The sequence below is a fragment of the Halalkalibacillus sediminis genome, assembly GCF_002844535.1.
In the GTDB taxonomy this organism is placed as follows: domain Bacteria; phylum Bacillota; class Bacilli; order Bacillales; family Alkalibacillaceae; genus Halalkalibacillus_A; species Halalkalibacillus_A sediminis.
In genome coordinates this window covers 269,897-293,360 of the sequence record NZ_PJNH01000003.1, presented here as the reverse complement: position 1 = coordinate 293,360, position 23,464 = coordinate 269,897, and the positions used below count along the sequence as shown (strand labels likewise).

Annotated in this window: 30 protein-coding genes, 1 pseudogene and 1 riboswitch; of the genes and pseudogenes, 19 read left to right on the top strand and 12 right to left on the bottom strand. The window is 37.5% G+C overall.

The genetic code is table 11. The annotated features are described in order from the left end of the window. Positions 1-118 precede the first annotated feature (118 nt). The 3 genes from CEY16_RS11190 (at position 119) to CEY16_RS11180 (ending at position 1,783) form a co-directional block, all read left to right on the top strand. Positions 119-601 (top strand): nucleoside deaminase, encoded by a 483-nt coding sequence (locus tag CEY16_RS11190; protein WP_162297925.1) that lies wholly within the window; start codon positions 119-121, stop codon positions 599-601. A gap of 109 nt (positions 602-710) precedes the next feature. Beyond that, a complete protein-coding gene (locus tag CEY16_RS11185; protein ID WP_101332121.1) occupies positions 711-1,232 on the top strand; it encodes a GrpB family protein in 522 nt (173 codons plus the stop codon). 32 nt (positions 1,233-1,264) lie between these two features. Next, complete coding sequence (locus tag CEY16_RS11180) at positions 1,265-1,783, top strand: GNAT family N-acetyltransferase (protein ID WP_101332120.1); 519 nt, start codon at positions 1,265-1,267, stop codon at positions 1,781-1,783. Positions 1,784-1,800: 17 nt separating this feature from the next. Here the strand turns inward: CEY16_RS11180 and CEY16_RS11175 are convergent, their stop codons facing one another. Continuing rightward, entirely contained in the window at positions 1,801-2,238 is a 438-nt protein-coding gene (locus tag CEY16_RS11175) for an SRPBCC domain-containing protein (RefSeq protein WP_101332119.1), read from the bottom strand. Positions 2,239-2,375: 137 nt separating this feature from the next. On the opposite strand from CEY16_RS11175, the gene CEY16_RS11170 reads away from it, so the two are divergent. Continuing rightward, positions 2,376-2,891, top strand: coding sequence for a VanZ family protein (locus CEY16_RS11170; RefSeq protein WP_101332118.1), 516 nt, complete (start codon positions 2,376-2,378; stop codon positions 2,889-2,891). Positions 2,892-3,057: 166 nt separating this feature from the next. Further along, on the top strand, positions 3,058-4,326 hold the full coding sequence (locus CEY16_RS11165) for a YeeE/YedE family protein (RefSeq protein ID WP_101332117.1): 1,269 nt from the start codon (positions 3,058-3,060) through the stop codon (positions 4,324-4,326). Positions 4,327-4,430: 104 nt separating this feature from the next. Here CEY16_RS11165 and CEY16_RS11160 read toward each other — a convergent pair whose 3' ends face one another. Further along, entirely contained in the window at positions 4,431-4,709 is a 279-nt protein-coding gene (locus CEY16_RS11160; RefSeq protein ID WP_101332116.1) for a hypothetical protein, read from the bottom strand. 223 nt (positions 4,710-4,932) lie between these two features. Between CEY16_RS11160 and CEY16_RS11155 the strand changes: the two genes are divergently transcribed. Continuing rightward, entirely contained in the window at positions 4,933-6,360 is a 1,428-nt protein-coding gene (locus CEY16_RS11155) for an MDR family MFS transporter (protein WP_101332115.1), read from the top strand. 156 nt (positions 6,361-6,516) lie between these two features. Here CEY16_RS11155 and CEY16_RS11150 read toward each other — a convergent pair whose 3' ends face one another. After that, positions 6,517-7,383, bottom strand: a complete 867-nt coding sequence (locus CEY16_RS11150) for a permease (protein WP_101332368.1) — start codon at positions 7,381-7,383, stop codon at positions 6,517-6,519. A 60-nt stretch (positions 7,384-7,443) separates the two neighbouring features. After that, positions 7,444-7,764 carry an ArsR/SmtB family transcription factor gene (locus CEY16_RS11145; RefSeq protein ID WP_101332114.1) on the bottom strand — a complete coding sequence of 107 codons (321 nt, stop codon included), beginning with the start codon at positions 7,762-7,764 and terminating at the stop codon, positions 7,444-7,446. A gap of 187 nt (positions 7,765-7,951) precedes the next feature. Between CEY16_RS11145 and CEY16_RS11140 the strand changes: the two genes are divergently transcribed. After that, complete coding sequence (locus CEY16_RS11140; RefSeq protein WP_101332113.1) at positions 7,952-8,542, top strand: hypothetical protein; 591 nt, start codon at positions 7,952-7,954, stop codon at positions 8,540-8,542. A gap of 39 nt (positions 8,543-8,581) precedes the next feature. On the opposite strand, the gene CEY16_RS15605 is transcribed toward CEY16_RS11140, so the two are convergent. Together CEY16_RS15605 and CEY16_RS11130 are read right to left on the bottom strand one after the other, a co-directional pair. Continuing rightward, positions 8,582-8,881: a TIGR04104 family putative zinc finger protein gene (locus tag CEY16_RS15605; protein ID WP_101332112.1), complete on the bottom strand. Its 300-nt coding sequence runs from the start codon at positions 8,879-8,881 to the stop codon at positions 8,582-8,584. Between the two features lie 48 nt (positions 8,882-8,929). Continuing rightward, positions 8,930-9,832: a helix-turn-helix transcriptional regulator gene (locus tag CEY16_RS11130; RefSeq protein WP_101332111.1), complete on the bottom strand. Its 903-nt coding sequence runs from the start codon at positions 9,830-9,832 to the stop codon at positions 8,930-8,932. A gap of 171 nt (positions 9,833-10,003) precedes the next feature. Here CEY16_RS11130 and CEY16_RS15245 point away from each other — a divergent pair, with 171 nt between their 5' ends. After that, complete coding sequence (locus tag CEY16_RS15245; RefSeq protein WP_162297924.1) at positions 10,004-10,150, top strand: hypothetical protein; 147 nt, start codon at positions 10,004-10,006, stop codon at positions 10,148-10,150. A 246-nt stretch (positions 10,151-10,396) separates the two neighbouring features. Beyond that, positions 10,397-11,773, top strand: a complete 1,377-nt coding sequence (locus CEY16_RS11125) for a bifunctional diguanylate cyclase/phosphodiesterase (RefSeq protein ID WP_101332110.1) — start codon at positions 10,397-10,399, stop codon at positions 11,771-11,773. Positions 11,774-11,869: 96 nt separating this feature from the next. Here CEY16_RS11125 and CEY16_RS11120 read toward each other — a convergent pair whose 3' ends face one another. Beyond that, positions 11,870-12,781, bottom strand: a complete 912-nt coding sequence (locus CEY16_RS11120) for a helix-turn-helix domain-containing protein (protein WP_101332109.1) — start codon at positions 12,779-12,781, stop codon at positions 11,870-11,872. Between the two features lie 412 nt (positions 12,782-13,193). Here CEY16_RS11120 and CEY16_RS11115 point away from each other — a divergent pair, with 412 nt between their 5' ends. Then, positions 13,194-14,939, top strand: a complete 1,746-nt coding sequence (locus CEY16_RS11115) for an aromatic amino acid hydroxylase (protein WP_101332108.1) — start codon at positions 13,194-13,196, stop codon at positions 14,937-14,939. 54 nt (positions 14,940-14,993) lie between these two features. Here the strand turns inward: CEY16_RS11115 and CEY16_RS11110 are convergent, their stop codons facing one another. The 4 genes and pseudogenes from CEY16_RS11110 to CEY16_RS11100 form a co-directional block, all read right to left on the bottom strand. Continuing rightward, positions 14,994-15,458, bottom strand: a complete 465-nt coding sequence (locus CEY16_RS11110) for a hypothetical protein (RefSeq protein ID WP_238378835.1) — start codon at positions 15,456-15,458, stop codon at positions 14,994-14,996. Positions 15,459-15,478: 20 nt separating this feature from the next. Next, positions 15,479-16,030 (bottom strand): GGDEF domain-containing protein, encoded by a 552-nt coding sequence (locus CEY16_RS11105; RefSeq protein WP_274379943.1) that lies wholly within the window; start codon positions 16,028-16,030, stop codon positions 15,479-15,481. Further along, positions 16,013-16,216 (bottom strand): annotated as a pseudogene (locus CEY16_RS15520) (GAF domain-containing protein); the annotation flags it as partial. The gene CEY16_RS11105 and the pseudogene CEY16_RS15520, both read right to left, overlap by 18 nt. Positions 16,217-16,246: 30 nt before the next feature. Next, positions 16,247-16,450 (bottom strand): hypothetical protein, encoded by a 204-nt coding sequence (locus CEY16_RS11100; protein ID WP_101332105.1) that lies wholly within the window; start codon positions 16,448-16,450, stop codon positions 16,247-16,249. A 139-nt stretch (positions 16,451-16,589) separates the two neighbouring features. Between CEY16_RS11100 and CEY16_RS11095 the strand changes: the two genes are divergently transcribed. The 3 genes from CEY16_RS11095 to CEY16_RS11085 are packed head-to-tail and all read left to right on the top strand — an operon-like array spanning position 16,590 to position 18,146. After that, a complete protein-coding gene (locus CEY16_RS11095; RefSeq protein WP_101332104.1) occupies positions 16,590-17,321 on the top strand; it encodes a DUF3784 domain-containing protein in 732 nt (243 codons plus the stop codon). A gap of 13 nt (positions 17,322-17,334) precedes the next feature. Next, positions 17,335-17,790: an SRPBCC family protein gene (locus CEY16_RS11090; protein WP_162297923.1), complete on the top strand. Its 456-nt coding sequence runs from the start codon at positions 17,335-17,337 to the stop codon at positions 17,788-17,790. Positions 17,791-17,849: 59 nt separating this feature from the next. Then, complete coding sequence (locus tag CEY16_RS11085) at positions 17,850-18,146, top strand: 4a-hydroxytetrahydrobiopterin dehydratase (protein ID WP_101332102.1); 297 nt, start codon at positions 17,850-17,852, stop codon at positions 18,144-18,146. 151 nt (positions 18,147-18,297) lie between these two features. On the opposite strand, the gene CEY16_RS11080 is transcribed toward CEY16_RS11085, so the two are convergent. After that, a complete protein-coding gene (locus tag CEY16_RS11080) occupies positions 18,298-19,647 on the bottom strand; it encodes a hypothetical protein (protein WP_101332101.1) in 1,350 nt (449 codons plus the stop codon). Between the two features lie 409 nt (positions 19,648-20,056). Further along, positions 20,057-20,144: riboswitch (cyclic di-GMP riboswitch) on the top strand. A gap of 142 nt (positions 20,145-20,286) precedes the next feature. Here CEY16_RS11080 and CEY16_RS11075 point away from each other — a divergent pair. From CEY16_RS11075 to cpaB, 6 genes are read left to right on the top strand one after another with little or no spacing between them, the layout of a single operon-like run. Further along, positions 20,287-20,631 carry a DUF192 domain-containing protein gene (locus CEY16_RS11075; protein ID WP_101332100.1) on the top strand — a complete coding sequence of 115 codons (345 nt, stop codon included), beginning with the start codon at positions 20,287-20,289 and terminating at the stop codon, positions 20,629-20,631. A gap of 16 nt (positions 20,632-20,647) precedes the next feature. Further along, a complete protein-coding gene (locus CEY16_RS11070; RefSeq protein WP_101332099.1) occupies positions 20,648-20,845 on the top strand; it encodes a Flp family type IVb pilin in 198 nt (65 codons plus the stop codon). A gap of 48 nt (positions 20,846-20,893) precedes the next feature. Next, positions 20,894-21,409 carry an A24 family peptidase gene (locus CEY16_RS11065; protein ID WP_101332098.1) on the top strand — a complete coding sequence of 172 codons (516 nt, stop codon included), beginning with the start codon at positions 20,894-20,896 and terminating at the stop codon, positions 21,407-21,409. Further along, entirely contained in the window at positions 21,410-21,799 is a 390-nt protein-coding gene (locus CEY16_RS11060; protein WP_101332097.1) for a TadE/TadG family type IV pilus assembly protein, read from the top strand. A gap of 15 nt (positions 21,800-21,814) precedes the next feature. Further along, a complete protein-coding gene (locus tag CEY16_RS11055) occupies positions 21,815-22,717 on the top strand; it encodes a pilus assembly protein TadG-related protein (protein ID WP_101332096.1) in 903 nt (300 codons plus the stop codon). Positions 22,718-22,726: 9 nt separating this feature from the next. Then, positions 22,727-23,434: a Flp pilus assembly protein CpaB gene (gene cpaB, locus CEY16_RS11050; RefSeq protein WP_101332095.1), complete on the top strand. Its 708-nt coding sequence runs from the start codon at positions 22,727-22,729 to the stop codon at positions 23,432-23,434. Positions 23,435-23,464: the final 30 nt, after the last annotated feature.

Sequence of the window (23,464 nt, the reverse complement as noted above, 5' to 3'; positions counted from 1 at the left end):
TTTTTATTATGTAAGATGATCATCTTCACTTAGGTAAACTTGATCAAGTTAAAAAAGGAGTTACCACGCCTTTTATTGAACTAGTATTGTAAGGAAAATACTGGAGGTTATGATGGGTATGTTGAAGAATATTGATCATTTGGATCATGATTATTTCATGGGGGAAGCATTAAGAGAAGCGAGACTAGCAGGGGAGAGAGGCGATTTGCCGATTGGTTCGGTTATTGTTCATTATCAAGGAGAAATTATCTCAAGAGGATCAAACAAAATACATACATGGAATAACCGTACGAAGCATGCTGAAATCAATGCACTTAATTCCGGCGCTGAGCATTTAAGTCGACATGCAAGGGAGTGCGTCATTTACAGTACAGTGGAACCGTGTGTGATGTGTCTTCCGACTATTATTCTGGCTAATATCCGAAATGTCGTGTTTGGTGTGAAGGATGCGTATATGGAGATGGACACCTTTATTGAATCAAATAACTATGTTCATAAGAGGTTGTATAATTATGTCGGTGATATCAGGGCAGAGGAGAGTGAAGAGCTATTAAAAAAGTATGCCCCTGAAGCGGCCGATAGAATATTCAGTGGTGTTTAATATTAAGAATTCTGTAAGTCTATTATAGCATATTATTTTTTAAAAAATCAGACTGTTATTTGGTAGTATTATCCCTTACTCTATAACTACTATGAAAAGGAGGGGTTAGATGTTAGGAATCAGGAATAATGAGTTGTTTCTATCTCAGCCAGACCCAGAATGGAAAAAATCATTTTTGCGAGAGCAATCAACTTTAGAGCAAATATTAGGTGATAAGGTTGTAGAAATTGAACATATAGGAAGTACCGCTATTGCAGGAATTAAAGCAAAACCTTTAGTGGATATCTTGGTAGGGTTGCGCACCATGGATGATTTTAAAAGCTTTGAACATAAAAAGTTGAATAAAGAAGGGTACTATCATTTAGGCCGGGTGAATATTGAGGGAAAAGAAGTGGTCGCAAAATTCTCCGACTTGGAGAACTTAGAGAAAACACATATAGTCCATATTGTGAAGTATCAAGGTGAATGGTGGAAGGCACACGTAGAATTTCGTGATCGACTGAATCAAGATGAGGCACTTGCTAAAGAGTATGAGCATTTAAAACTAGAACTAGCAGAAAAGTTTCCAGATGATCAAATGGCTTACTCTGAAGCCAAAAAGACATTCGTCGACCGTATTTTAAACAGCTAAACTAAATAATTATGTTTGGAGGTGGGGAATAAATGAAATTAGAAACTGATAGATTGGTAATAAAAAATTATACGGAAAATGAGTTCCCTTTTCTCAACTCCATGCTAACTAACCCTCGTATGATGAAGTATATCGGGGATGGAAAAATAAAAAACCATGATCAATCGAAAGCTTTTTTTGAAAGGATTCTAAGTGGTTCTTATGAGGGTTCTATTTATGGCCTAAAGCTCATAATGAAAAAAGATGAATTACAGCCAATTGGACATGCAGGGCTTGTCAAACAGGTGGTTGATGATAGGGAAGAAGTAGAAGTTGGTTTTTGGATTGACGAGACATATTGGAATGAAGGGTATGCCAAGGAAGTGGCAAAAAGTTTGAAGGTTTATGCTTTTGAAGAGCTTAATATTAGTAGACTAATTTCTATCATTCAACCTGAGAATAAAGCATCTTCGAAAGTGGCTGAATTCATTGGCATGAAACTCGAAAAAAATTGTGAATTCAATGGACAGGGTGTAAATATTTACTCAGTTAATAAAAGCCAAAGAACTTGATCGGAATAAAATTCCGATCAAGTCTCCTCTGATAACTCTTTTATTTTCTTTTTGGCTTCTTCAGCGAATTCAACTGATGCGTCATAGTACATCTCGCCGTCTTCTACCAAAGAAAAATCTCCTATCTCAATGAATAAGTGAGTCTCACCATTGTGTGGTTTTAAGTTATAACGATAAACGACATCCCCTTCTTCGGGACGTGTATCCCACGTACTTACATATAGGTCCACGATCAGCTCTTCTTCTTGTTCAGCACGAATTACTTTTGTGATTGTTTGACCGCCATTTGGTAAATCCCATGTTACTTTACTACCTATGGTCATCGCCTCTTCGGGATAATCTTCTGGTAATTCGTCCCACTGAGCAACATATTTTGGTTCGGTTAAAACCTTCCAAACAGTGGAAGGGTCTGCATGTATATGAATATCATTTTTTACGATAAGTGAATTTGTCATGACAAAGGCTCCTTCTTAATGTTAGATTCTATACATAATATAATGTACCCTAAATATATTCGCTTAAATCGTTAATCAAGTATAATGAAGTTCTATAAAATTAGATTGATAGCCAAAGAGAAAAGGAGCCAGTCATCATGAGCGCACTTTATGTATGGATTGTTCTTGCCTCAGTAATGCTATTATGGGTGTTATTTCGATTTTTGCGAAGTAGAAATCGAAAAATCAGATTCAAACGAGAATTCATTGGAAATCTCTTGTTTGTGTATTTACTGGCCGTATTTTACCTAACAATGGAACCTTTCCGATTCACTCCCCCTATTGTAGGGCAGGGAGGTACTACAGGATTTGATACAGAACTTTTTTATCAATTGAGTCGAATGGTTGATCCTGAGTTGATGTTGCTATATTCCTTTGGAAATATTGCTTTGTTCATTCCTTTTGGTATACTGATTCCTTCTATAGTGAAATTCCTACGCTATTTCCTTTTAACGTTAATCGCCGGATTTTTGTTTTCACTGTCGATCGAATTCACCCAATTATATTTTACTGTGAATAGAAGTGCGACAGTAGACGATTTGTTTTTTAACACACTGGGGACAGCTATCGGGTATGTAATATTCGCTATGTTCCGAAAGTGGTTGAAAGTATAAATAAATCTTTTGAAAAAAATAACCTATTAACCTTCCACTCTAATATTTGGGTGGAAGGTTTTTTGATACATAAAACAATTCCATTGACACAACCTTTATAACTCTTTAATATGTATAAAGTAAAATATAATCCCGACTAAATTTATAGGAAAAAGGAGAAATATATATGGAATCAACAATGAATAATACAAAAGTTCAGCCGGTAGATGAAGTTAAAGATCCTGTTGAACGTGAAAATAAACAGTTGAATCCTCCACAAATGAAGTTGATCATCGGAGGGTTAGTGGTAACTGCTGTTTTAATGGTTTATTTGATGGTTAACTTCCACGCAATGCAACCATTACTACTAATCATAGGGTTGGGGCTTGGATATACTTTATTCCATGCTCGCTTTGGTTTTACATCTGCATTTAGACGGGTGATGTCAGTAGGGAATGGGCAAGCTCTTCGTTCCCATATGGTCATGTTGGCGGCCGCCGTCACCTTATTCGCACCTATTTTAGCTTTCGGCGTATCCTTTTTTGATACAGGTGTATCTGGCTATGTTGCTCCGCTAGGGGTGAGTCTTATAGTTGGTGCTTTCATGTTTGGTGTAGGAATGCAGTTAGGTGGAGGTTGTGCCTCCGGTACTTTATACGCAGTTGGTGGAGGACGTACCGTCATGTTCATTACGTTATTGTTCTTCATCGTCGGTTCAACGATAGGCGCTTATCATCTACCGTTTTGGACAGAAGAACTGCCATCATTTCAACCTGTTTCTCTAGCTACTACTACAGGCTTAGGTTACGGTGGAGCATGGCTATTATCAATCGCACTCTTCGGTTTGATTGCGTGGATCACATTGGTAGTCGAAAAGAAGAAGAGGGTACCTAAAATGGCACCTGTTCCAACGACTTCAGGTTGGAAACGTATATTGAGAGGGTCATGGCCACTATTTGCTGCCGCAATTGTCCTAGCAATCTTGAATGCTCTAACTTTAATGACACGTGGAGCCCCTTGGGGAGTAACATCGGCATTCGCACTTTGGGGATCCAAGGTGGCTGACTTCATAGGCTTCGATGTTGCTAGCTGGGGTTATTGGTCTGGTGAAAGTGCACAAGTACTTCAAGCGTCAATTTTTGCTGACTCAACGACAGTATTGAACTTTGGAGTGATCATAGGAGCTTTCTTAGCATCAGCAGCAGGTGGTTTGTTCAAGTTTTCTAAGATTAACGGTAAAAATGTAATGGCTTCCGTAATCGGCGGACTGTTACTTGGTTATGGTGCGAGGTTAGCATTCGGATGTAACATTGGAGCATACTTCGGAGGAATTGCTTCATTCAGTCTACACGGCTACATTTGGGGGATTCTTGCACTGGCTGGAACTTTCGTTGCTTTATATTTACGGCCTTTATTCGGGCTATCTGTACCCAAATCGAAAGATACTTTTTGTTAGAAAAAGAGCTTGTGGCGAAAATCCGCAAGCTCTTTTACATGTTCAGAAGATTATAAAACTATTTCTATCTATTGGGTTAGAAAGCGAACTATAACCCATTGACTTCATTTTTTTTTCTTATATTCAGCTGATGCGCGTTTCGTCATCCAGACCCCAATACCGAAGAATGCAGCAAGAATGAGCACGTTTATAGAGAATCCCTCTACTATCAAAAAAGTAATTCCTATAACAAACATAACGGCTGTATAGAGGACAGAGGCTTGTAACTCTCGTCTTTCTTTGATGTCTGCACGTTCATTATTACGATCTTTAATAACAAAAAATATTGTCACTACCAAGGCTAAGCCGATCAATATATACCATGTTAATTCAATAGGATCCATACAGAAAACCTCCTCTATTTACAAATTTTATCATTGCCAAATCCTTAATTAAAAGTGAAGTGTTTGGGTTGGGAAATGGGATTACCCCTACTTATAGGGGCTTTCTTTATTCGTCACTGATATGGATAAGATCGAAATTCGAGACAAACAAACCATTAGCTAACTTCTTTTATGTTTGTTACTATAAAATGTTAGCGATTATACATAAGAGAGAAGGATCACAATGACAGAATCTAATGACATAGAAACGAATGAAGACGGCACTCCATCCATAAATCGCATACCTTTGATGATTGTACTTATTTCCGGTGCTTTCATAGCGATACTGAATCAAACCTTATTAGGTACTGCGCTTCCACATATCATGCGAGACCTGAATCTTACTGCAAACACCGCTCAGTGGTTGCAGTCTATTTTTATGCTTGTTAACGGTATAATGATTCCTATCACTGCCTTTTTAATCGAGCGGTACACTACGAGAAGACTATTCCTTACGGCAATGGGGCTATTTGCTTTGGGCACACTTGTATGCGCTATTGCTCCTAACTTTACCGTACTCTTATCAGGAAGGGTTTTACAGGCATCGGGTGCAGGCATTATTCTACCGCTGATGCAAACAATCTTGTTTTTAGTGTTCCCTATTGAAAAAAGAGGCCAAGCCATGGGTATGTTCGGTCTTGTAATTGCTTTCGCACCTGCAATTGGACCAACATTATCAGGCTATTTAGTCGAACAATTCCCTTGGAGAAGCCTATTCTATGTCGTATTACCAATCGCTATTTTGGATATCATCTTAGCTTACTTCATTTTAAAAAATGTAACTGAACGCACATTTCCTAAGGTCGATCCTGTGTCGATCATTCAATCTACACTTGGGTTCGGAGGACTATTGTATGGGTTCAGTGTTGCTGGGAATGTCGGTTGGGGTAATTGGCAGGTAATTACTTCACTTAGTATTGGTGCTGTCACGCTTATCTTATTCATTTCCCGACAACTGAGGTTGAAGAAGCCGATTCTCGAATTCCGTATATTCAAATATAAAATGTTTGCGTTGACGACTGGTATTGGAATGGTCGCCTTTATCACAATGATAGGAGGGGCCATCATCTTACCGATATTTATGCAAGACATGCTCGGCTTTACAGCATTCGAATCAGGTTTGATGTTGCTTCCAGGGGCGATTCTCATGGGAATCATGAATCCTATTACGGGACGTTTATTTGATAAATTCGGAGCTAAATGGCTCGCTGTGTGCGGCCTTACATTACTGACAGTTACATCATTAATGTTTACGAATTTAACGACAGAAACCACATTTATGTATTTAACTATTGTGAATGCGGCCCGGATGTTCGGTATTTCGATGGTTATGATGCCTGTAACTACAGCAGGGTTGAATCAGTTACCTAAAAAGCTCATGCCACACGGCTCTGCGATGAACAATACGATGCGACAAATAGCAGGAGCGGTTGGAACGGCACTACTTGTCACAATCATGACTAACCAAGCTATACCATCTCAAGGCACCAGCGGTCTGATTCACGGTGTGAACATGTCATTTGTGTTAGCTACTATTATTGCGACGATCGGGCTCGGCTTAGCATTTTTCATTAAACATTCACGGCCAGGTATTGATCCCGAGCCTGAATAAGTCAAATTAAAGAGAGGGGCGGTTGCCCCTCTCTTTAATTATTTCTTACAGCAAGCTTCCTTTTCTTCTTCAACTTCTTTAATGACGATATCACAACAAGACTTGTCGGTTTTTTTATCAAAAATTGATTTGATCCATTTCATCAAATTCACCTCCTTAAATTAAGTAGAATAAGAATCCAGATAATGTAGACATCATGATTACTGATGTGACGAACGCAAGAACTAGCTTTTTCTTGAAAATACTATGCAACATGGTCACTTCAGGTAAACTTGCACCAGCAGACGCAATCATTAGTGCCATGACTGGACCAAGAGCCATTCCTTTCACAATCAGTATTTGTGAAATAGGGATCATGGTTGAGAGCCTTATATATAGAGGTATCCCAATTACTGCTGCGATCGGTACCAACCACCAACTTTCGCCGCCCATATAAGTCGCAATCCATTCACTAGGCACTGCCCCATGGATGATTGCACCAATACCGGCACCTATGAGTAGGAAAGGGTAAACCTGTTTCATTAAAATCATAGTTTCTTTATATGCGAGCTTTAAGTCGAACCGCTTATCTTGTTGTTGTTGGGAGAAATTCTCCATCATGACATTCTTCAATTGATTTTCAAAACCAAGAAAACTGAGTGAAAACCCGATGATGATCGATAAAACAATCGTTGCGAGTGAATAGATCAAAGCTACTTTCCAACCAAGAATGACTGTCATCAAACTAACGATCGTCAAATCTAGCACTGGCGATGCAAATAAGAAGATCATGACGATTGAAAATTTCACTTGATTTTTTAATAAATTCACAACGATCGGTATGGTTGAACAAGAACAAAATGGTGTTACAAAAGCGAACGCGACAGCAATCAAAGCACTGATCAGAGGGTGACTTTTATCCATCAGCTCCTCCATTTTTTGATAAGGTATAAATCCTTGTATAAGGTGGATGAGAAAAGATATTCCTACAAATAAAACAGTCAATTCCAGTGCGATACCCATAAAGCTTTTTAGAATTTCCATCATGGTAATTTCCTTCTTTCTTAATTAATCAATTTTTTTTGATTAATAGGTTAAAAAAATTTAGTCCCGTCGAAACAGACAACACAGCTCTTCTGATAACAAGTGGTTCATTTCTTTATGGTTTAAAGTGTAATAACTCCAAGTGCCTCGGGTTTCTTTCTGAATCAAATCTGCATCCAGCAACAATTTCAAGTGATAAGATAATTTAGATTGTGGTAAGTGTAGTTTATCTGATAAATCACAAACACACACTTCACCTTGTTCAGTGATTTCATTTAAAATATGCAGACGACGTTGATCTGCTAAAGCTTTGAATTTCTTCTCGTAAGTTTGAAATGTATCATCTAATGAAGTTTCATTTACTGCACATTCACGTGTCATTTAGCTTCATCCTTTCATCAAATTTATTTGATCTAATTCCAATATATGCATATGTATCTCAAAAGTCAACTAATAAATCAAAAAAAATTTGATTTATTATATTCGTTAACGATTTTGTTGGAAATGTAGTATATTAGGAGTTGGAATAAGTTTATTAAAATATATAAAGTATTAGGAGTTTTATAGAGTGAAAACAATCTTTTACGGGGTAATTGGTCTGTTGATCGTATTAATGATCGTATTCATTTCTTCAGGTGACGAAGGAAATGGGTACGAAACACCAACTTGGGAATTGCACGCTGAGTTGGCTAATGACAAGATGAAGGAAGAAAGTTCAGTTGAAATGTATAAAGAAAATAATTTGGATAAATTCGAGTACGATATGTCAGATGAATCGGTTGAAGGCTTTATGCAGCTAGATATATCAGATACCCGAGTGACGGAAGCTAACCAAAATGTTCTATTCGGTTCAGGGAGTGGGGGAATTCAAATTAACCAACAACAGTTCCCATTTCAATTCAATGACATGTCTATTCAACAGTATGATCATGACGGAGATCGTATTTTTCAAATGGAATTGGTGAATGTTGATTTGACAAATTCCAATAGAGAGCAAGATCAATTACACTTTAGAATCGTGTGGAATGAAACAACTGACAAACAATATATGTCTGGACGTGTAGGACCGTCTAATGACCACAGCATCCTTATATTTGGAGAAAAGTTTATAGGTGATGAAGAATTGACTGAAGACGATTTAGTGCCATTTGATAGATAAGAAGAGGCAACCCATATGAATGGGTTGCCTTTTATTGTTTTACCAAAGTGGTCGATCTTCTTTGTCCAACTCCAAATAGAAAGGGAAAATTACCACTAAAACTAGGAATATTCCAACAATCATTCCTAACAACATCCAAGGAGTTAAATCGAAAAAGATATTGATAGCAAGAGGAGAAACGATAAACATATTTAACACAGCATTAATGGTCCGTGTTTTTTTAGAAAAAAATTGATTGCGATGGCAATGTGGACATTGTATTTCCTGGCTTAGAGTAAACATTCTGTTCAAAGATTGTTTCCAGGACCATTTGCGGCCGCAATGTGCACAAGTTGGCATTATTTCACATCCTTAGGAGCTATAATTAAGAGTATATGACTAAAAAAATTAGGTGAATTGATTAATTTCATCTATTTTCACTTGGACTTTTGGTGCTAGCTTTTCATTTCCAGTTAGTATTAGAACATATTTTGAATGTCGATAGTTTTCAAGGGCTTCTTCGAAGTTTTGCATTTCCTCATGACTGCGAGCGAGTATAAAAAAGAGATTACCCAAGCCATACATAGAGTGATTCTTTCTATTTAAGAATATTCCTTTTTCAGCAAGTTCCGCAGACTTTTTAAATTGTCCGATCAACGTGTATGTTCTTGCTAAATTAACATAAATCATGATTTCTAAATTTTTATTAGTAAGAGTTGGGATATGTTTTATCGCCTCTAGTAATTCTAAATAAATCTTTATAGCATTATCGTAGTCATCTATATCTACGTATAAGTTTCCTTTGTTCAGTAAGATCTGTACCTCTCTTTCTGACTTTACTTTTTGACTTGTTTGAAATAAGTCCAAAGCCTCATTCAATAACTTTAAAGATTGTTCATAATCTTTATATAGATATCTAAGATACAGAGATTTATGCCACAAAATGAATTGTCTGAACTTGTCATTCTGCATTAATGGGGTTTTTTCTTCTCTCTTAATTAACTCTTCAAGCTCTTCATATTCGTCTAGCTGGACAAGTTCTCGAGATAGAATTTCAACATCCAATGAATAATCTGCTCGTAAATTGTAAGTCGAATCATAGAAATAATTTATATCTATTCCGAATCGTTCGGCAATCATGAACAAAATATCCGCAGCAATAGCTAAAGAACCATTTTCGATTTTACTTATATAGGCTTGTGTACATATCCCCTCGCAAAGATCTTTTTGAGTCATACGAAAATATTTTCGTAGTTCAAGGATTCTTCTCCCGATATCTTCTCTACTATTGTTTGATAGATATTCGCTCATTTTACAAATCCTTTCAAAAAAATATTCCAATGTTTATATTTTTCTAGAAAAACGAAGTAAATCAAAGAAATACAATACATTTTTTGCTCATATCGCTTGAGGTTGGTATCTAGTACTTTTTGATAACGTGGTAGGATAATAGTATCAAATTAAAAGTAGGAGGTAATATTCATGAAAAAAATTATTACGTTCATGGCAATTATTTTATTTGCAGTTGGATTGACTACTGCTGATGGTGTTTATAGCAGTGATCAAACAGTCCAAATGGAAATTATGGGAATCGGTAAAGATAAGAATGACCTTGGAGCTTTAGACTAAGAAGGAATAAAATAATACAACCACCAATTGTATATGGGCTACCACGCTTAGTAACGTGTAGCCCTTTTCTTTCTAAATAAACCCACCATGATATAAAGTGAAAAAATATTACTTTATATTTTATTTTAACTAAATTGCAAATTATGTCGAAAGTTTATGACATATTGATTATATATTATAGCAGTCGATAGATTCACTAACAAATTTCAGATGAGCGTCTAAATATGATGTCAGGAGGTCTTTACAATGGTACACGAATTTGCAACTGAAGAGCGAGTGTTGTCTCCGGAAGACTTTGTAGAGGGTTACCAGTATATTGCTCAATACATTAGTGATGGAATACCATTACGGGATGTATTAATCAAGTCATTGAAGTTTTTTGAAAAAAGGTTCGAAGGTACTTATTGTACCATCATGATTCTTAACGAAAGTGGTTCGGAATTTGTGGATGGGGTTACTCATACTTTATCCGATGAATTGGTAGAACATTGTAACCACCGACAGGTTCATGATCAAATGGGAACATGTGGAGCTTCGGTCATAAAGAAAGAGATTGTGATAACTGAAGATATTTTCAAAGATCCAAAATGGGAGGATTTCAGAGACCTTGCGAAAAAGCATGACTTGAAATCTTGTTGGTCGGTTCCAGTTTTCGCCCCAGGCGGAAATAAAGTGATTGCAACTTTTGCGATGTATTCAAAAGAAGTACAAAGACCGAGCGCACAAGAAATTGATACAATCAAATCCTACAACGAACTAATCTCGTTGATCATTTCAAATTATATAAAAGCTGAAAGTGAACGTGTCAAGTTAGATATTACTTATCATGAACAACGTGATGAGCAGTTGGAGAGTATTTATGAAACTACGGATAGTTACAAGTCTGTAATCGAACATGCCATTGAAGAGGAACAATTTGTACCTTACTACCAACCAATAATGATAGATGACGAAAAACAATTATATGGCGTAGAGGTGTTAGCTCGATGGCAGCACCCTGAAAAAGGGCTAGTACCACCCAATCAATTTATCTGTTTTGCTGAGAAAAATGGGTTAATTCATCATATAGACGAAATGGTATGCAGAAAAGCTTGTCATGACATGAAAAAGTTAATAGATGAATTGGGAAGGCCTTTCCGAGTATCTGTGAATACTTCGGCATTAAACATCGTTAATGGTAAGTTCGTGGAAAGGTTACAATCAATCTTGGATGATACTGGTTTTCCAGCTGATTATCTTTCAATTGAAATTACTGAAACTTCCTTGATGGAGAACTTGAAAGACGTCGCAATTATCATGGAAGAGGTCCAGCGTATGGGTATTAGAATTTCAATTGACGATTTTGGAACGACATATTCGTCCTTGAATTATTTAAAATACTTGCCGATTGACACGATTAAACTGGATCAAACTTTCGTCCATGACGTAAATGAAAACACGGTAGACCAACGTATTTGCGAGACAATTATCCGTCTAGCAATAGATTTAGAATTGAATGTAGTAGCAGAGGGGATCGAAACGGAGGAGCATTTGAATATTATCCAGAGTTTCGGTTGTCGTATCTTTCAAGGTTATTATTATAGCAAACCTACTACAGTTGAAGGGTTAGAAGAATTCTTTTAAAAAACACGTGCTTGAATTATGAACTAAACCCCGAGTAATGGACATTTGAGAAGGTCCGTTATTCGGGGTTTTATTTCTTACATGACAGACGGAATTTTATAAAGTTTTTAACATATCTTCAATTTCTTGAATTTCCTTCAAAGCTTTTTTGCTGTGTCGTTCCTGATTTGTGAAATTAAACATGTCGTTAGATCTTCTGTAGTAACCTAATGCAGACTGGTAATTTCCTAATTCTGCATAAGTTCGAGCTATAATGTAATATAAGTGTGCTAAACCATAAACTGATTGGGTTTGCTTACATATATTTATTCCGTCATTAGCTAGCTCAAGAACTTCATCATACATTTCTTGGTAGAAATACATTCTCACTAGGTTATAGTGGACCATTACCGCGATACTCTTATTAGTAAGAGTTGGTAACGTATCAATTGCTGTTAAAAGGTTCTGATAAAGTTTTATTGCTTTCTCGTCCAAGTCCAAGTCTGTATATATGTTCGCCTTGTGCATAAACATCTGAATCTCGCGTTCGGACATCGCTTTTTCACTTGTGTGACACAGCGATAACGCAGCATCCATCAATTTCAAAGCCTCATCCAAATTCTCATATAGGTAACGTTCACAAATTGATTTATGCCATAAAATAAATTGTTTAAATCTTTCGTTTTGCATGAAAGGTGTTTTCTCTTCCCTTTGTATAAGCAATTCGAGAGCTTCATAATCTCCGATATTAACATATTCGCGAGCTTCATTTTCTACTTTTAATGAATGATCTTCCCGAAGGCTGTATGGTGAGTCATAAAAATAGTTGATATCTACACCGAATTTTTCCGATATCATGAATAATAAATCTGCGTTAATGATAGAAGATCCGTTTTCTACTCGACTAATGTAAGCAGAAGTACAAATCCCCTCGGCTAACTCCTTTTGAGTCATTTTGAAAAAGTGTCTCAACTCTTGTATTCTTTTTCCGATTTCTGTGCTTTTATTGAATGTAGGATTTTTATTCATAAGAATAGTCCCTTCAATTATATTACCTCTCGTATTTAGTTCGCCGCTTAACAATTACCAATTTTGCTATCTTTTATCTTTGTGTGATAGAAACTCAATATTGAAGAAATTATTAAATATTTATTTAAATATTTAAAAAATTTAAATATAGAATGTGTTTATCTTAACATTTTATCATAGAAATAAACGGAAATGAATCAAAAAATGGAAATATTTTTTACAATTTTTATAACACTCATAACTAAATTGGTAAATTAATGCTTTGAACAGATCTCATTAACACACATAAAATATTAATATATATTGACAACTTAGAATACCTCTTGTAAATTAGTGTATAACATTTCTTTAGTGATTAAAAGCGTTTAAGCGTTTATGCTTTTAAGCAGATGTATTCAAGGAGGCGGATTTAATGAGTTTAAAAACAGTACCAAAACATTTGAAGAAGTATACGGCGAATCAGCACTATGAATCCTACACACCCATTAATCATTCGGTTTGGCGTTTTGTTATGCGTCAAAACCATCATACATTGAAAGACCTTGCGCATGAGACATATACTGATGGTTTAGAAGCTTCAGGGATTACCATTGAAAAAATTCCGAATGTTAATCAAATGAATAAAAGTTTAGAACCTTTTGGTTGGGGAGCTGCAACTATCGATGGTTTTATTCCAGGAGTAGCTTTCTTTGAATTTCAAGGGAATGGTGTGCTACCTATTGCGACGGATATTCGTAAATTAGAAAATATACAATACACACCTGCTCCAGATATCATTCATGAAGCTGCCGGCCACGCACCGATACTTTGTGATGAAACCTATTCAAAATATGTTAAATTGTTCGGTGAAATTGGAAAAAAAGCAATTGCCACCAAAGAGGAACATGAACATTTTGAAGCTTTACGTACTTACTCTAATCTTCTAGAAAAAGGAGATGCGACCGAAGAGGAAATAGCGGATGCCAAACAAACCTTGGATGAAAAAGAAACAGCAATTAAAGGTTTATCAGAAGCAGAGAAGATTGGCCGTTTGTACTGGTGGACAGTTGAATACGGATTGATTGGTACTGTTGATGAACCAAAAATCTATGGTGCGGGTCTTTTATCTTCAGTTGCTGAAGGAAGTAATATTTTAAATCCTGAAGTGAAAAAAATCCCGTTTGACGTTCAAGAAATTGTGCATACTGGGTTTGACATAACCAAACCACAACCTCAATTATTCGTATGCGAGAGTTTCGAACAATTGATTGAAGGTCTTGAAGAATTTGCGGAAGAAATGGCATTCAAAAAAGGTGGAACTGAAAGCTTGGATAAAGCAATTCAGTCAGAAAACACTGCAACTACCGTATTGTCTTCAGGCTTACAAATTACAGGCATATTCAGCGAACGTATAACAGATGTATCTGGAGAAGCGGCTTATTTCAAAACATCAGGTCCTACTGCGTTAGCGACTGATGACCTTCAGATCCCCGGTCATGGTACTGATTATCATGCAGATGGATTTGGTTCCCCAGTAGGAAGATTAAAATCTGTCGATGCACCGCTAGAAGAACTGTCGGAAGGTCAATTGAATGAGCTAGGAATTATAAAGGAAGAAGAAGTAATCTTGGAATTTGAAAGTGGCGTGACGGTTGAAGGAAAAGTAGAAGATCTTGTGCGTAAAAATGGAAGACTAGTATTGATACCGTTTACGAATTGCAAGGTGTCACTTGGGGACAATGTTCTTTTTGAACCTGAATGGGGAACTTTTGATATGGCAGTTGGCGAAAGTATCATATCAGTATTTGCCGGAGCTGCTGATGGTGAGGCATTTTATCCTGAAGTTGTAGAGGAAGATGAAGACCGCTCAACAGTTCAACCTGCATTATCACCTTTGGAGCAATTGTATCAGGAGGTTCGTGATATCCGTGAAGGTCGAGTAGATGACCCTGAAGGAGAATTAGAGCGAGTATGGGGAGAACTGCAAGCAAGTCATACAGATGATTGGTTGCTCAGAATAGAGATTTTCGAATTACTCGAGGGTAATGACTGGTTACCTTTAGCTAAACAAGAAGTGGAAACTGAATTAGAACGATTGAAAGATAGAAGTGAAGAGTTGAAGACGTTAATCGATAGAGGTAAAAAAGTTGCTAGTCATGCAGAATTAGTAAAAAATTAGAACTGAAAAGCCGCTCTGGAATAATGGTAGTTCGTTATTCTAGGGCGGCTTTTCTTAATCCTTTATGGTACCTAACTCACTTAAAAAGTGGTTCCGATCTTCGGGCTTCTCTATATCGTCTGCCGCCCGCATTGCAAGGTCATAATACTTCTCGGACATCGTCTTAAATTTGCTTACTTTATATGCACGGGCCAGCGCTTCATAGGCAAATGCTAAATCGAAATCACCAATATCGTTTTCTTCACAGTATCCTAGACACATTTCAGCATGATATAAAGCGCTCTCGCCCATTTGGAGTAGGGCATATACTCTTGAAATTTGCCATTCCCCTCTAGCTAATTCAATGGGAGTGCCGATCTGTCCCCAGTGGAATCTCGAAGCATGTGCTTGGTGGATCATGAGTAAATCTTCTTCTTTCGAGCGATTGACTTTATCGATCAAGTCCCATGTCAGATTGAAGTTGCTAACAGCTTCTTCTTTATGCCATTGTTCTTTGCCTTTTTCATCTACTGTTTCCAAAAAATCACCTCTCATTGTGTCTAGTGCAAGGCTTCGTCAACCTCATCCATTACTTCGTCAATTACATAATTATTTTTACCTCGTTTTTTTGCTACGGCCATTACGCTATCTGCTTGAGTTAAAACTTCTTGGAAGGTGTCATATGAACCTGCGTTGCGGACTACACCGATTGAGAATGTCAATGTTAGTGGCTCGTTACCTACAAGGTGAGGTTCGGCCATAGAATCAATGATGACATCTAATAACTTAATGAACTCTAAGTCAGAGATTTTGTCAAAAAGTAAGATGAATTCGTCTTGTTCTAAACGAACGACTTTACCATATCCCCTTAATAGGATTTTTAATCGACTAGCTGCTTGGATCATGATTTGGTCTCCAACTTCATGTCCATATGAATGGTTCACTTGTATGAAGTGATCAAAATCGAGATAACAGATAGATTGGAATCCACGGTCTTCTTTACGGTAGTCATTGAATAATCGTTCTAAATAATGACGGTTATGCGCGTTGGTCAGAGAATCGGTCAGCAACTGCTTTTCCAGGTCTATCACATGTGAGAAGAAAGTTGCCATCGTTCTTAATAAATCAACATCTTTTTGCAAGAATTCATGGGGGTGGTTATGTAGAGCACATAATGTTCCGTAACAATTTCCATTTTTCAAAACAATGGGCACTCCTAAGAAACTTTGGATATTAGCTTCTTTTGTGATTGCCATACTAAAGGCTTCTTTATTGTACTTAGTATCTGGGATAATTACTGGCTCACGGTCAGTATCAGCTACGAACTTTCAATACATATCTAGACGAGCTTGTGTAATCCCCTCTTGGACCATCAGCTCCTTACGATTGAAAGCTTTCATGATATGGCTTTCGTTATTCTCCCAATTGGCAATACAAAAGGAATTAACCTCAATAAATTGGCTGACCAATTTGAGGAGTTCTTCACCCGCGTGCTCTACACTCTGATACTTGGTTTTAAAGTTGTTGAACATTGATAAGCACCCCGCGTTCCATTCGGAATATTCTGATAGCATATTATGATACAATTGTATCATATTTGAAGTAAGCAGATATTAATCTCAAGAAAATAATTGTATATATTTGTCGTGTGATTTAGTAAGGGGGAAAGGCATGAACACAGGAACTCTGATTTTTTTAATTGTTATGGGGTTTGCGTTACTGATTCATGGTGGATTGGCATACCTAATCGTTAAGAAAAAAGAGTATAGTTTACTGTCCGGTTTTTCAAATAGGCCTGAAGAAGAGAAGGAATATTTGAAATCAAGTGGTTATACCGATGCTGTTGAAAAAATGTTGAAGTACACGTTTTATTTTTTGTTATTCATCACTATAGCTGGCGTCGTTCAAGTCCCTTATATTTTTGAAATAGGAATAGCCCTTTTTCTAATAGTAATCATGAGCTGGACGATCTACATACAGAAATATGAGGTTCCTAGAAAGCGAAAAAAAGCTTATTGGCTAACAGGTAGTATTACTGGGGTTGTTTTCATAGGGGTAGCTGTTTTGACGTATGTCGGTTTGAAAGATCCCGTAGTTACAATAGATGATGAATCATTCGAAGTGTCAGGGGTTTATGGAGTAGAATGGGAATTAGAAGAGGTTGAAGAAGTTCAGTTACTAGATGAGTTACCAGAGGTTATAGCACGAACAAATGGATTCGCCTTTTCGGGTGTTTTAAAGGGTAATTTTTTGTTGGAAAAGCCTTATGGCGGAGGTAAATTGTTTGTAAGGACTGAAAGCTCTCCTTATTTATACGTAGAAAGCCAAGAGGAGTATTTGATTGTCAATCATAAAAGCAAGGAAATCACAGAAGGTTGGTTCGATGAATTAAATGGAAATTGAAAGGAGACTAATGATGGGCTTTACTAGGGAAGTAGTAGTCAAGGCACCTGTAGAAGAGGTGTTTGAAGTAGTGTCTAATTTTAAGCACGCAGAAGAAGCGATGGATCATGTGACCGGTGTAGAAATTCTTACGGACGGTCCAATAGGAGTTGGAACTGAAATAAAAGAGACCCGTCAAATCAAAAAATTTGAAGCTAGTTCGGTTTTGAAGGTAACTGAATATGAAAAAAATCGCCGTTTTGTCGTTCAAAGTGAACAAAATAATCTTCTATTAGAATACGTCTATATTTTTAAAGAAGTTAAAGAAGGTACAAGGGTTGAATTTGAAGGAAAAATTAATACTAAAGGAATCCGAAATCGACTGATGAAGCCACTTATCACTTATATCATTAAAAAAGAAGACAGCGAGCACTTGAATCAAATGAAAAAATTTGTCGAAAATCGCTCCGATCAAAAAACTGACGAGTGATTACGATAAAGCTCACATGGGAAATGTATGAATAGGTAAAATTCTGAGGAGGTTAAATCATGGAACGACTATCAGATGAACAGATCGAACAGGAATTGGATAAACTGCCCGAGTGGAAGCTAGTAGATGAAAAATGGATTCGAAGAAGATATAAATTCGAAAATTATTTGCACGGAATCGAATTCGTGAGTGGGGTAGCAGCGTATTCAGAAGGTCAGCAGCATCACCCAAACATTGCAATCGATTATAAAGTGGTTACACTTAAAATATCTTCTTGGGAAAAAAGAGGACTTACCGATTTAGACTTTGAAATGGCCCATCACTTTGATGAGTTGTATGAGCAAAAAGAAAAATAATAGTGAAACACCGTCTGGCACAGCTAGACGGTGTTTTTTCATCCAGGTCGTCAGAAAGCGAACCAAGGGTGAGTTCAACTATCTTTAAATAATAAAAATGAACGATAACAGAGCCTTCATGATAACAAGTGATCATTTGAAGTCATTTTATCTATAGAATTAAATATCCGATGAAGACTCCTACTGCTCCGAATAGTAATGCGAATCCGATATTCCAAGCTGTCAGCTGATACGGATTACGTTTAAAGTATTGGTTAAGCATCGTAATTGGCACATTGAATGTTCCAGTCATATCATTTGCTACGACCGAAATAATCATCACCACCGAAACACTAAGCGGATTGATCGTATCTAGAAAAGGGGTGACGAAAATTCCTTGAAGACTCAATGTCACCAAAGGGTGAAAACCGAAAAACGCTAGAATCATTGAGCTGAACATCAAGACGATCAACAGGATTAATGGAGATTCCTCCATCCAAGCAATTGAATCGAAGACACCTTCAAAGATCCCGGTAACCTCCACGATTTCGTTAAAAACCCCAACTGGAACCAATAACATGACGAAATTCTGCATCGTCCAAATGTGATCTCCCCACACTTCCTGGTTGTAACGGATGAATGTACGAAGCTTATTGATCATAATCGACCAAAAGATCGTGTAAGGGACAATGATTAGAACAATCGCTTCAAAAAATTCGAGCCCAATTATGAAATGAACTGCAGAAGCGGTACCAATGAAGAAGATCAGAAAAGCTCCTAAATGTGACAGCTTTCTCATGTTTTCTGAGGCCTGACTTGTACTCGAACTTTCAGAAGTGAGTTCATGCTTTCGATATTTAAAGTATCCCAATGCTAATTCAGATAGGACCATTATAAGAGAAAAGACAAATAGAATCGGTAACAGATGTAAATAGGATGCTCCTGTAATTGCAACTACTAAAGCGATATATACTTCGATAGGACTCCAAACATTCGCTGCAGCAAAAGGTCTTAAAATACCTCTAGTAGCGAATTGATGGGTGATTTTGTCATTGAAGATAGCTGTTTTGGCTTGAATAAATCGATAAACTAAAGGTATTGTCGATAGAAAGATGAAGATCGTCAGGACATAACTCGTTAAGTAGGATTTGACGTAAAACTTTCCTAAGTTTGGTGTATTAGATTTAAGTACATCATACATGGATTGGTCGTACTTTCCGACAATCATGAAGTGATTGATGAAAGGAATCAAGTATAAAAGTGACAACAATAGACCCATCGAAGTGAAATAGTAAACCAGCTCTGCATACTCCAATTCGAATATAAAAAACAGAAGGAATGAGATGATCGTAAAAATGATTCCAATCATTTGGTATGTTCTAGTAGCCCCTTTAAACGAAATTAGCAGGGCAAGCATCCCGACGACGCCTTGGGTAAATAACAATATCTCAGAATCTATAAAAAGAAGGAGGATATAAATGAGTACAAACCCAGTGTAAGTATGAAACTGTAACCTTTTCATCTGATCCCCTCCTTATATCCACTACCATCCTATCAAACGAATGATTCAACTCCAATGGTTTAGAATATCCATTGTTATAGTTCAATTGAATGTCCTTAAGCTGTGATTTTTGCAAAAATCACATTCAATTGAACTATTTTCAAAAAAAACCTCAAAAAATATGATTTTTTTTCGAATATTAAAAAAGTAATCTTATAAAACTATATAGTTTCCATTTTTTTCAATTAATCAGAAGAAAAGTTTACCTGTTAATCAATTTAATCCTACTATTAAACTAGGACTTGTAGATATATGGATGTTTGTATATCTAAAGATATAAATAATTGGTAAGTTTGACCGATTCCTAGTATGGTAGTAATGGTTTATTCTAGCAATAAGATTTAGTCAAGCAAACTGAATAGTTGCTGCATCTCGATAATGGCAAAACTGGTGAAAACCAGTGACGCAAAGCTACAGGGGCTTCTGTGCATCACGCACAATGCCAGCCAGTTACCGAAGGAACAGGGATCTATGCAAACAAAGCGAAAACCTCCCATCTAAGAGCCAGTGGAAGTGTATTTCGTGGACTTTTCATAGACAATAACCCCGCCTATCGGTAATGGCGGGGTTATTTTTATATCCAGGAGGTGAAATTCTTACGTGAAAATCGTTAACCTGAGTAACAATCAAGTTGTTGGTGACAATGTCCAACAAGCCTACACCTTTTTCAAGAGGTTGAAAGGGCTCATGTATACAAAAGAATTACCATCAGGGAACGGTTTACACATTAAACCCTGCCAGTCGGTGCATTCCTATTTCATGCGGTATCCCATTGACGTCATTTACATTAACAAATCACAAGAAGTGGTTGCCTTAGACATTGGGCTATTGCCGAATAAAATCGGGAAGCGACGAAAAGATGCTGAATCAGTGATCGAAGTAACTGCTGGAACTATCGTGGATACGGACACGGCGATCGGTCACCAACTAAACATTATATTTTAAGGGAGAGATTAAAGTTATGAAACAATTTTTTGAGAACTTTTTAAGAGAAGAAGATGGACAAGGTATGGCTGAGTACGCGTTGATTTTAGGAGTTTTAGCAGTTGGAGTTGTAGCAGTATTGATTACGTTTGGAGATGCAATTATTGATGCGTTTAATGATGTGATTGCTAAATTCGATGAAACACCAACTGGAACAGATTCTACAACAGGATAATAATTTTTACCCCCTAATTAATAAATAGATTTGGAAAGGAGGAGAACCATGACGTTGATTAATTTGCTCTTATTTATTGTGTTACTTATCTGTGTCGTGACAGACGTGAAAAATCGAAAAATCTACAATAACGTATTACTACCAGCTTTAGTTTTGGCTCTCCTCCTTAATCCAATCAGTTTTGGTCTAGAAGGATTGATGAATGCTTTTCTAGGTTTGCTTTTAGGTTTCGGAATTCTATTGATTCCATATCTGATGGGTGGAATGGGTGCTGGAGATGTGAAGTTATTAGCGGTGATCGGTGCGATTAAAGGACCGGCTTTTGTTTTTGCTACGGCGGTTTATATGGCATTGATCGGAGCGGTGATCGGTTTAGCGATCTTGCTGTTCAGAGGTGGGTTTTTCAACCGTATGAAATCTTTCTTTCGTGCTCTATTCAACATGAGATATGGAATGAATCTTGATCTTCCAGAGAAACAATCGTTTCAGAAAACGTTCCCCTACGGTGTAGCGATCGTTGGCGGAGCGGTTGTTTCGTTTTTCTTTGGCGGAGTGGTGATTTAGATGAGGCTTCGCCGTGACCAGAAGGGACAATCGATTGTTGAGTTTTCGTTGATCATACCTTTATTAATGATTATTTTAGTAGGAGTATTCGATGTTGGACGGATGATGTATTCCTATACTGGTTTGCACTTCACTGCTCAAGAAACCGTTCGTCTAGGTGGTTTCGGTTATCAGGACAGTGAAATTGTGGAATTTGCTCACAACAATTTTCAAACGGGTGATTCGGATAAGCTTGAAGTGTCGGTTTCTCCAGATGATGCAAGCCGAAAGTCAGGAGAGTATGTAACGGTCACCTTGACTTACCCAGTAGAACCATTCACCCCTTTTGCTAAACAAATATTCGACGGTGCGGTCCAGCTCACTGCTGATTCAACGATTCGAGTAGAGTGAAGGAGAGTATAAGTGATGAATTTCAAGTCTTTCTTTAAAAATGAAAGAGGGCACGCAGCGGTGATCGTCACATTTTCTTTTACAGCTCTCTTGGCGATGACAGGCTTAGTAGTGGATGGTGGCATGCTGTACATGACAAAGACACATTTGCAAAAAACCGCCAATGCAAGTGTGTTGTCGGGGGCGCAAGAACTGACAGCTGACGATGAACTGACTGTAAGGCAAATAGTCGATGAAACCCTGGGTCACCATGAAGAGTTAGATTCGTTCTCAGGTATTATCATTAATTTGGACGAAAAAGTGACATTGGAGCTACAGAAACCAGTTAACACAGTATTCATGAAATTATTCGGTATCGATTCGATTGATGTGGAGGCGCGAGCCACTGCCAGTTTAGGAAAGATGGGAAGAGCGATTGGAGCTGCACCCTTGGGAATCGATGAATCCGTTCAACTTAATTACGGAGAAGAATACTCATTGAAAGTCGATGCTGGCGATTCAGATACAGGAAACTTCGGGGTCCTCGCTTTGGATGGTCCAGGGGCTCAAACTTATGAGCAGACGTTGCTATGGGGATCAGATTATGAACTTACTGTGGGAGATGTACTTGATACACAGACGGGTAATATCGCAGGTAAAACGAGAAGTTCTGTGGAAGAGTTGGTAAACAGTTGTGAAAACATGTACGAACGGGATTGTAGACGCATTCTTCTTATACCTGTTTATAAACCTTACAATCATGATCAGAATCAAATGCAACAAGTTGAAATTACGGGGTTTGCTTATTTTTATATTTCAGAAGCCATGAGTCACGATGATGATACGATCCGTGGAACTTTCATAGAACGTACGGGAACAGGTTTTGAATTAGACGAAGCGGTAGAACGTGGAGCATTTACAGTAAGACTGACGGAGTAGGTGACAGATATGCAATCAAAATTATTATTTCTTGTAGCGATCCTAATGGCACTCATTACGACCGCTATTTTTTTCTATTCTACACAGAACGAAGCAACAGAAACGGATGAAGAGGAAATTCCTATGGTCGATGTAGTCGTAACGACTTCAGCCATACAGGAAAACCAAACGATCACTTCAGAGGATGTCATGTTGGAGTCGGTTCCTGAGGAGCAAGCACATCCATCAGCTATTCGAACTACTGAAGACGCAGTTGGCAAATTCACCACTACAACATTAGAGTCTGACGAAATTGTCCTTCAACACCGGTTGAAGTCTGATAAGGACGAACAGGAACTTATTTCCAGAAAAGTCCAAGAGGGTCAGCGAGGGGTTTCAATCGGAACAGACATGGTACGCTCAGTATCCAATTTAATAGATCCAGAAGATCGGGTAGATATTATCTTTACATATTCAGAGGAAGAGGAAAGTGAAGAAGACGAAGAGGCTGATTCTGAGATAATAACTGAATTATTATTGGAAAATGTACGAGTGTTAGCGGTTGGACGTGAAATGGTTTCAAATTCAGCTGGAGAAGAGTTTGCAGAGTATAGTTCGATTACTCTAGAACTGACCCCTGAAGAAGCTGTAGGGCTGGTTAATTCTAGTGAACGCGGTACGATTCACTTCACCGTACACTCAAGAATCAACCAAAATGACGAAGAAGATGACTCATAAACGTAGCAAGTTGGTAAGTAGTAGGAGGAA

What these genes read in the sequence shown, in the direction of transcription:
- CEY16_RS11190 (WP_162297925.1), top strand. Translation starts at nt 119, where the DNA reads ATGTTGAAGAATATTGATCATTTGGATCATGATTATTTCATGGGGGAA.
- CEY16_RS11185 (WP_101332121.1), top strand. Translation starts at nt 711, where the DNA reads ATGTTAGGAATCAGGAATAATGAGTTGTTTCTATCTCAGCCAGACCCA.
- CEY16_RS11180 (WP_101332120.1), top strand. Translation starts at nt 1,265, where the DNA reads ATGAAATTAGAAACTGATAGATTGGTAATAAAAAATTATACGGAAAAT.
- CEY16_RS11175 (WP_101332119.1), bottom strand. Translation starts at nt 2,238, where the DNA reads ATGACAAATTCACTTATCGTAAAAAATGATATTCATATACATGCAGAC.
- CEY16_RS11170 (WP_101332118.1), top strand. Translation starts at nt 2,376, where the DNA reads ATGAGCGCACTTTATGTATGGATTGTTCTTGCCTCAGTAATGCTATTA.
- CEY16_RS11165 (WP_101332117.1), top strand. Translation starts at nt 3,058, where the DNA reads ATGGAATCAACAATGAATAATACAAAAGTTCAGCCGGTAGATGAAGTT.
- CEY16_RS11160 (WP_101332116.1), bottom strand. Translation starts at nt 4,709, where the DNA reads ATGGATCCTATTGAATTAACATGGTATATATTGATCGGCTTAGCCTTG.
- CEY16_RS11155 (WP_101332115.1), top strand. Translation starts at nt 4,933, where the DNA reads ATGACAGAATCTAATGACATAGAAACGAATGAAGACGGCACTCCATCC.
- CEY16_RS11150 (WP_101332368.1), bottom strand. Translation starts at nt 7,383, where the DNA reads ATGGAAATTCTAAAAAGCTTTATGGGTATCGCACTGGAATTGACTGTT.
- CEY16_RS11145 (WP_101332114.1), bottom strand. Translation starts at nt 7,764, where the DNA reads ATGACACGTGAATGTGCAGTAAATGAAACTTCATTAGATGATACATTT.
- CEY16_RS15605 (WP_101332112.1), bottom strand. Translation starts at nt 8,881, where the DNA reads ATGCCAACTTGTGCACATTGCGGCCGCAAATGGTCCTGGAAACAATCT.
- CEY16_RS11130 (WP_101332111.1), bottom strand. Translation starts at nt 9,832, where the DNA reads ATGAGCGAATATCTATCAAACAATAGTAGAGAAGATATCGGGAGAAGA.
- CEY16_RS15245 (WP_162297924.1), top strand. Translation starts at nt 10,004, where the DNA reads ATGAAAAAAATTATTACGTTCATGGCAATTATTTTATTTGCAGTTGGA.
- CEY16_RS11125 (WP_101332110.1), top strand. Translation starts at nt 10,397, where the DNA reads ATGGTACACGAATTTGCAACTGAAGAGCGAGTGTTGTCTCCGGAAGAC.
- CEY16_RS11120 (WP_101332109.1), bottom strand. Translation starts at nt 12,781, where the DNA reads ATGAATAAAAATCCTACATTCAATAAAAGCACAGAAATCGGAAAAAGA.
- CEY16_RS11115 (WP_101332108.1), top strand. Translation starts at nt 13,194, where the DNA reads ATGAGTTTAAAAACAGTACCAAAACATTTGAAGAAGTATACGGCGAAT.
- CEY16_RS11105 (WP_274379943.1), bottom strand. Translation starts at nt 16,030, where the DNA reads ATGGCAACTTTCTTCTCACATGTGATAGACCTGGAAAAGCAGTTGCTG.
- CEY16_RS11100 (WP_101332105.1), bottom strand. Translation starts at nt 16,450, where the DNA reads ATGTTCAACAACTTTAAAACCAAGTATCAGAGTGTAGAGCACGCGGGT.
- CEY16_RS11095 (WP_101332104.1), top strand. Translation starts at nt 16,590, where the DNA reads ATGAACACAGGAACTCTGATTTTTTTAATTGTTATGGGGTTTGCGTTA.
- CEY16_RS11090 (WP_162297923.1), top strand. Translation starts at nt 17,335, where the DNA reads ATGGGCTTTACTAGGGAAGTAGTAGTCAAGGCACCTGTAGAAGAGGTG.
- CEY16_RS11085 (WP_101332102.1), top strand. Translation starts at nt 17,850, where the DNA reads ATGGAACGACTATCAGATGAACAGATCGAACAGGAATTGGATAAACTG.
- CEY16_RS11080 (WP_101332101.1), bottom strand. Translation starts at nt 19,647, where the DNA reads ATGAAAAGGTTACAGTTTCATACTTACACTGGGTTTGTACTCATTTAT.
- CEY16_RS11070 (WP_101332099.1), top strand. Translation starts at nt 20,648, where the DNA reads ATGAAACAATTTTTTGAGAACTTTTTAAGAGAAGAAGATGGACAAGGT.
- CEY16_RS11065 (WP_101332098.1), top strand. Translation starts at nt 20,894, where the DNA reads ATGACGTTGATTAATTTGCTCTTATTTATTGTGTTACTTATCTGTGTC.
- CEY16_RS11060 (WP_101332097.1), top strand. Translation starts at nt 21,410, where the DNA reads ATGAGGCTTCGCCGTGACCAGAAGGGACAATCGATTGTTGAGTTTTCG.
- CEY16_RS11055 (WP_101332096.1), top strand. Translation starts at nt 21,815, where the DNA reads ATGAATTTCAAGTCTTTCTTTAAAAATGAAAGAGGGCACGCAGCGGTG.
- cpaB (WP_101332095.1), top strand. Translation starts at nt 22,727, where the DNA reads ATGCAATCAAAATTATTATTTCTTGTAGCGATCCTAATGGCACTCATT.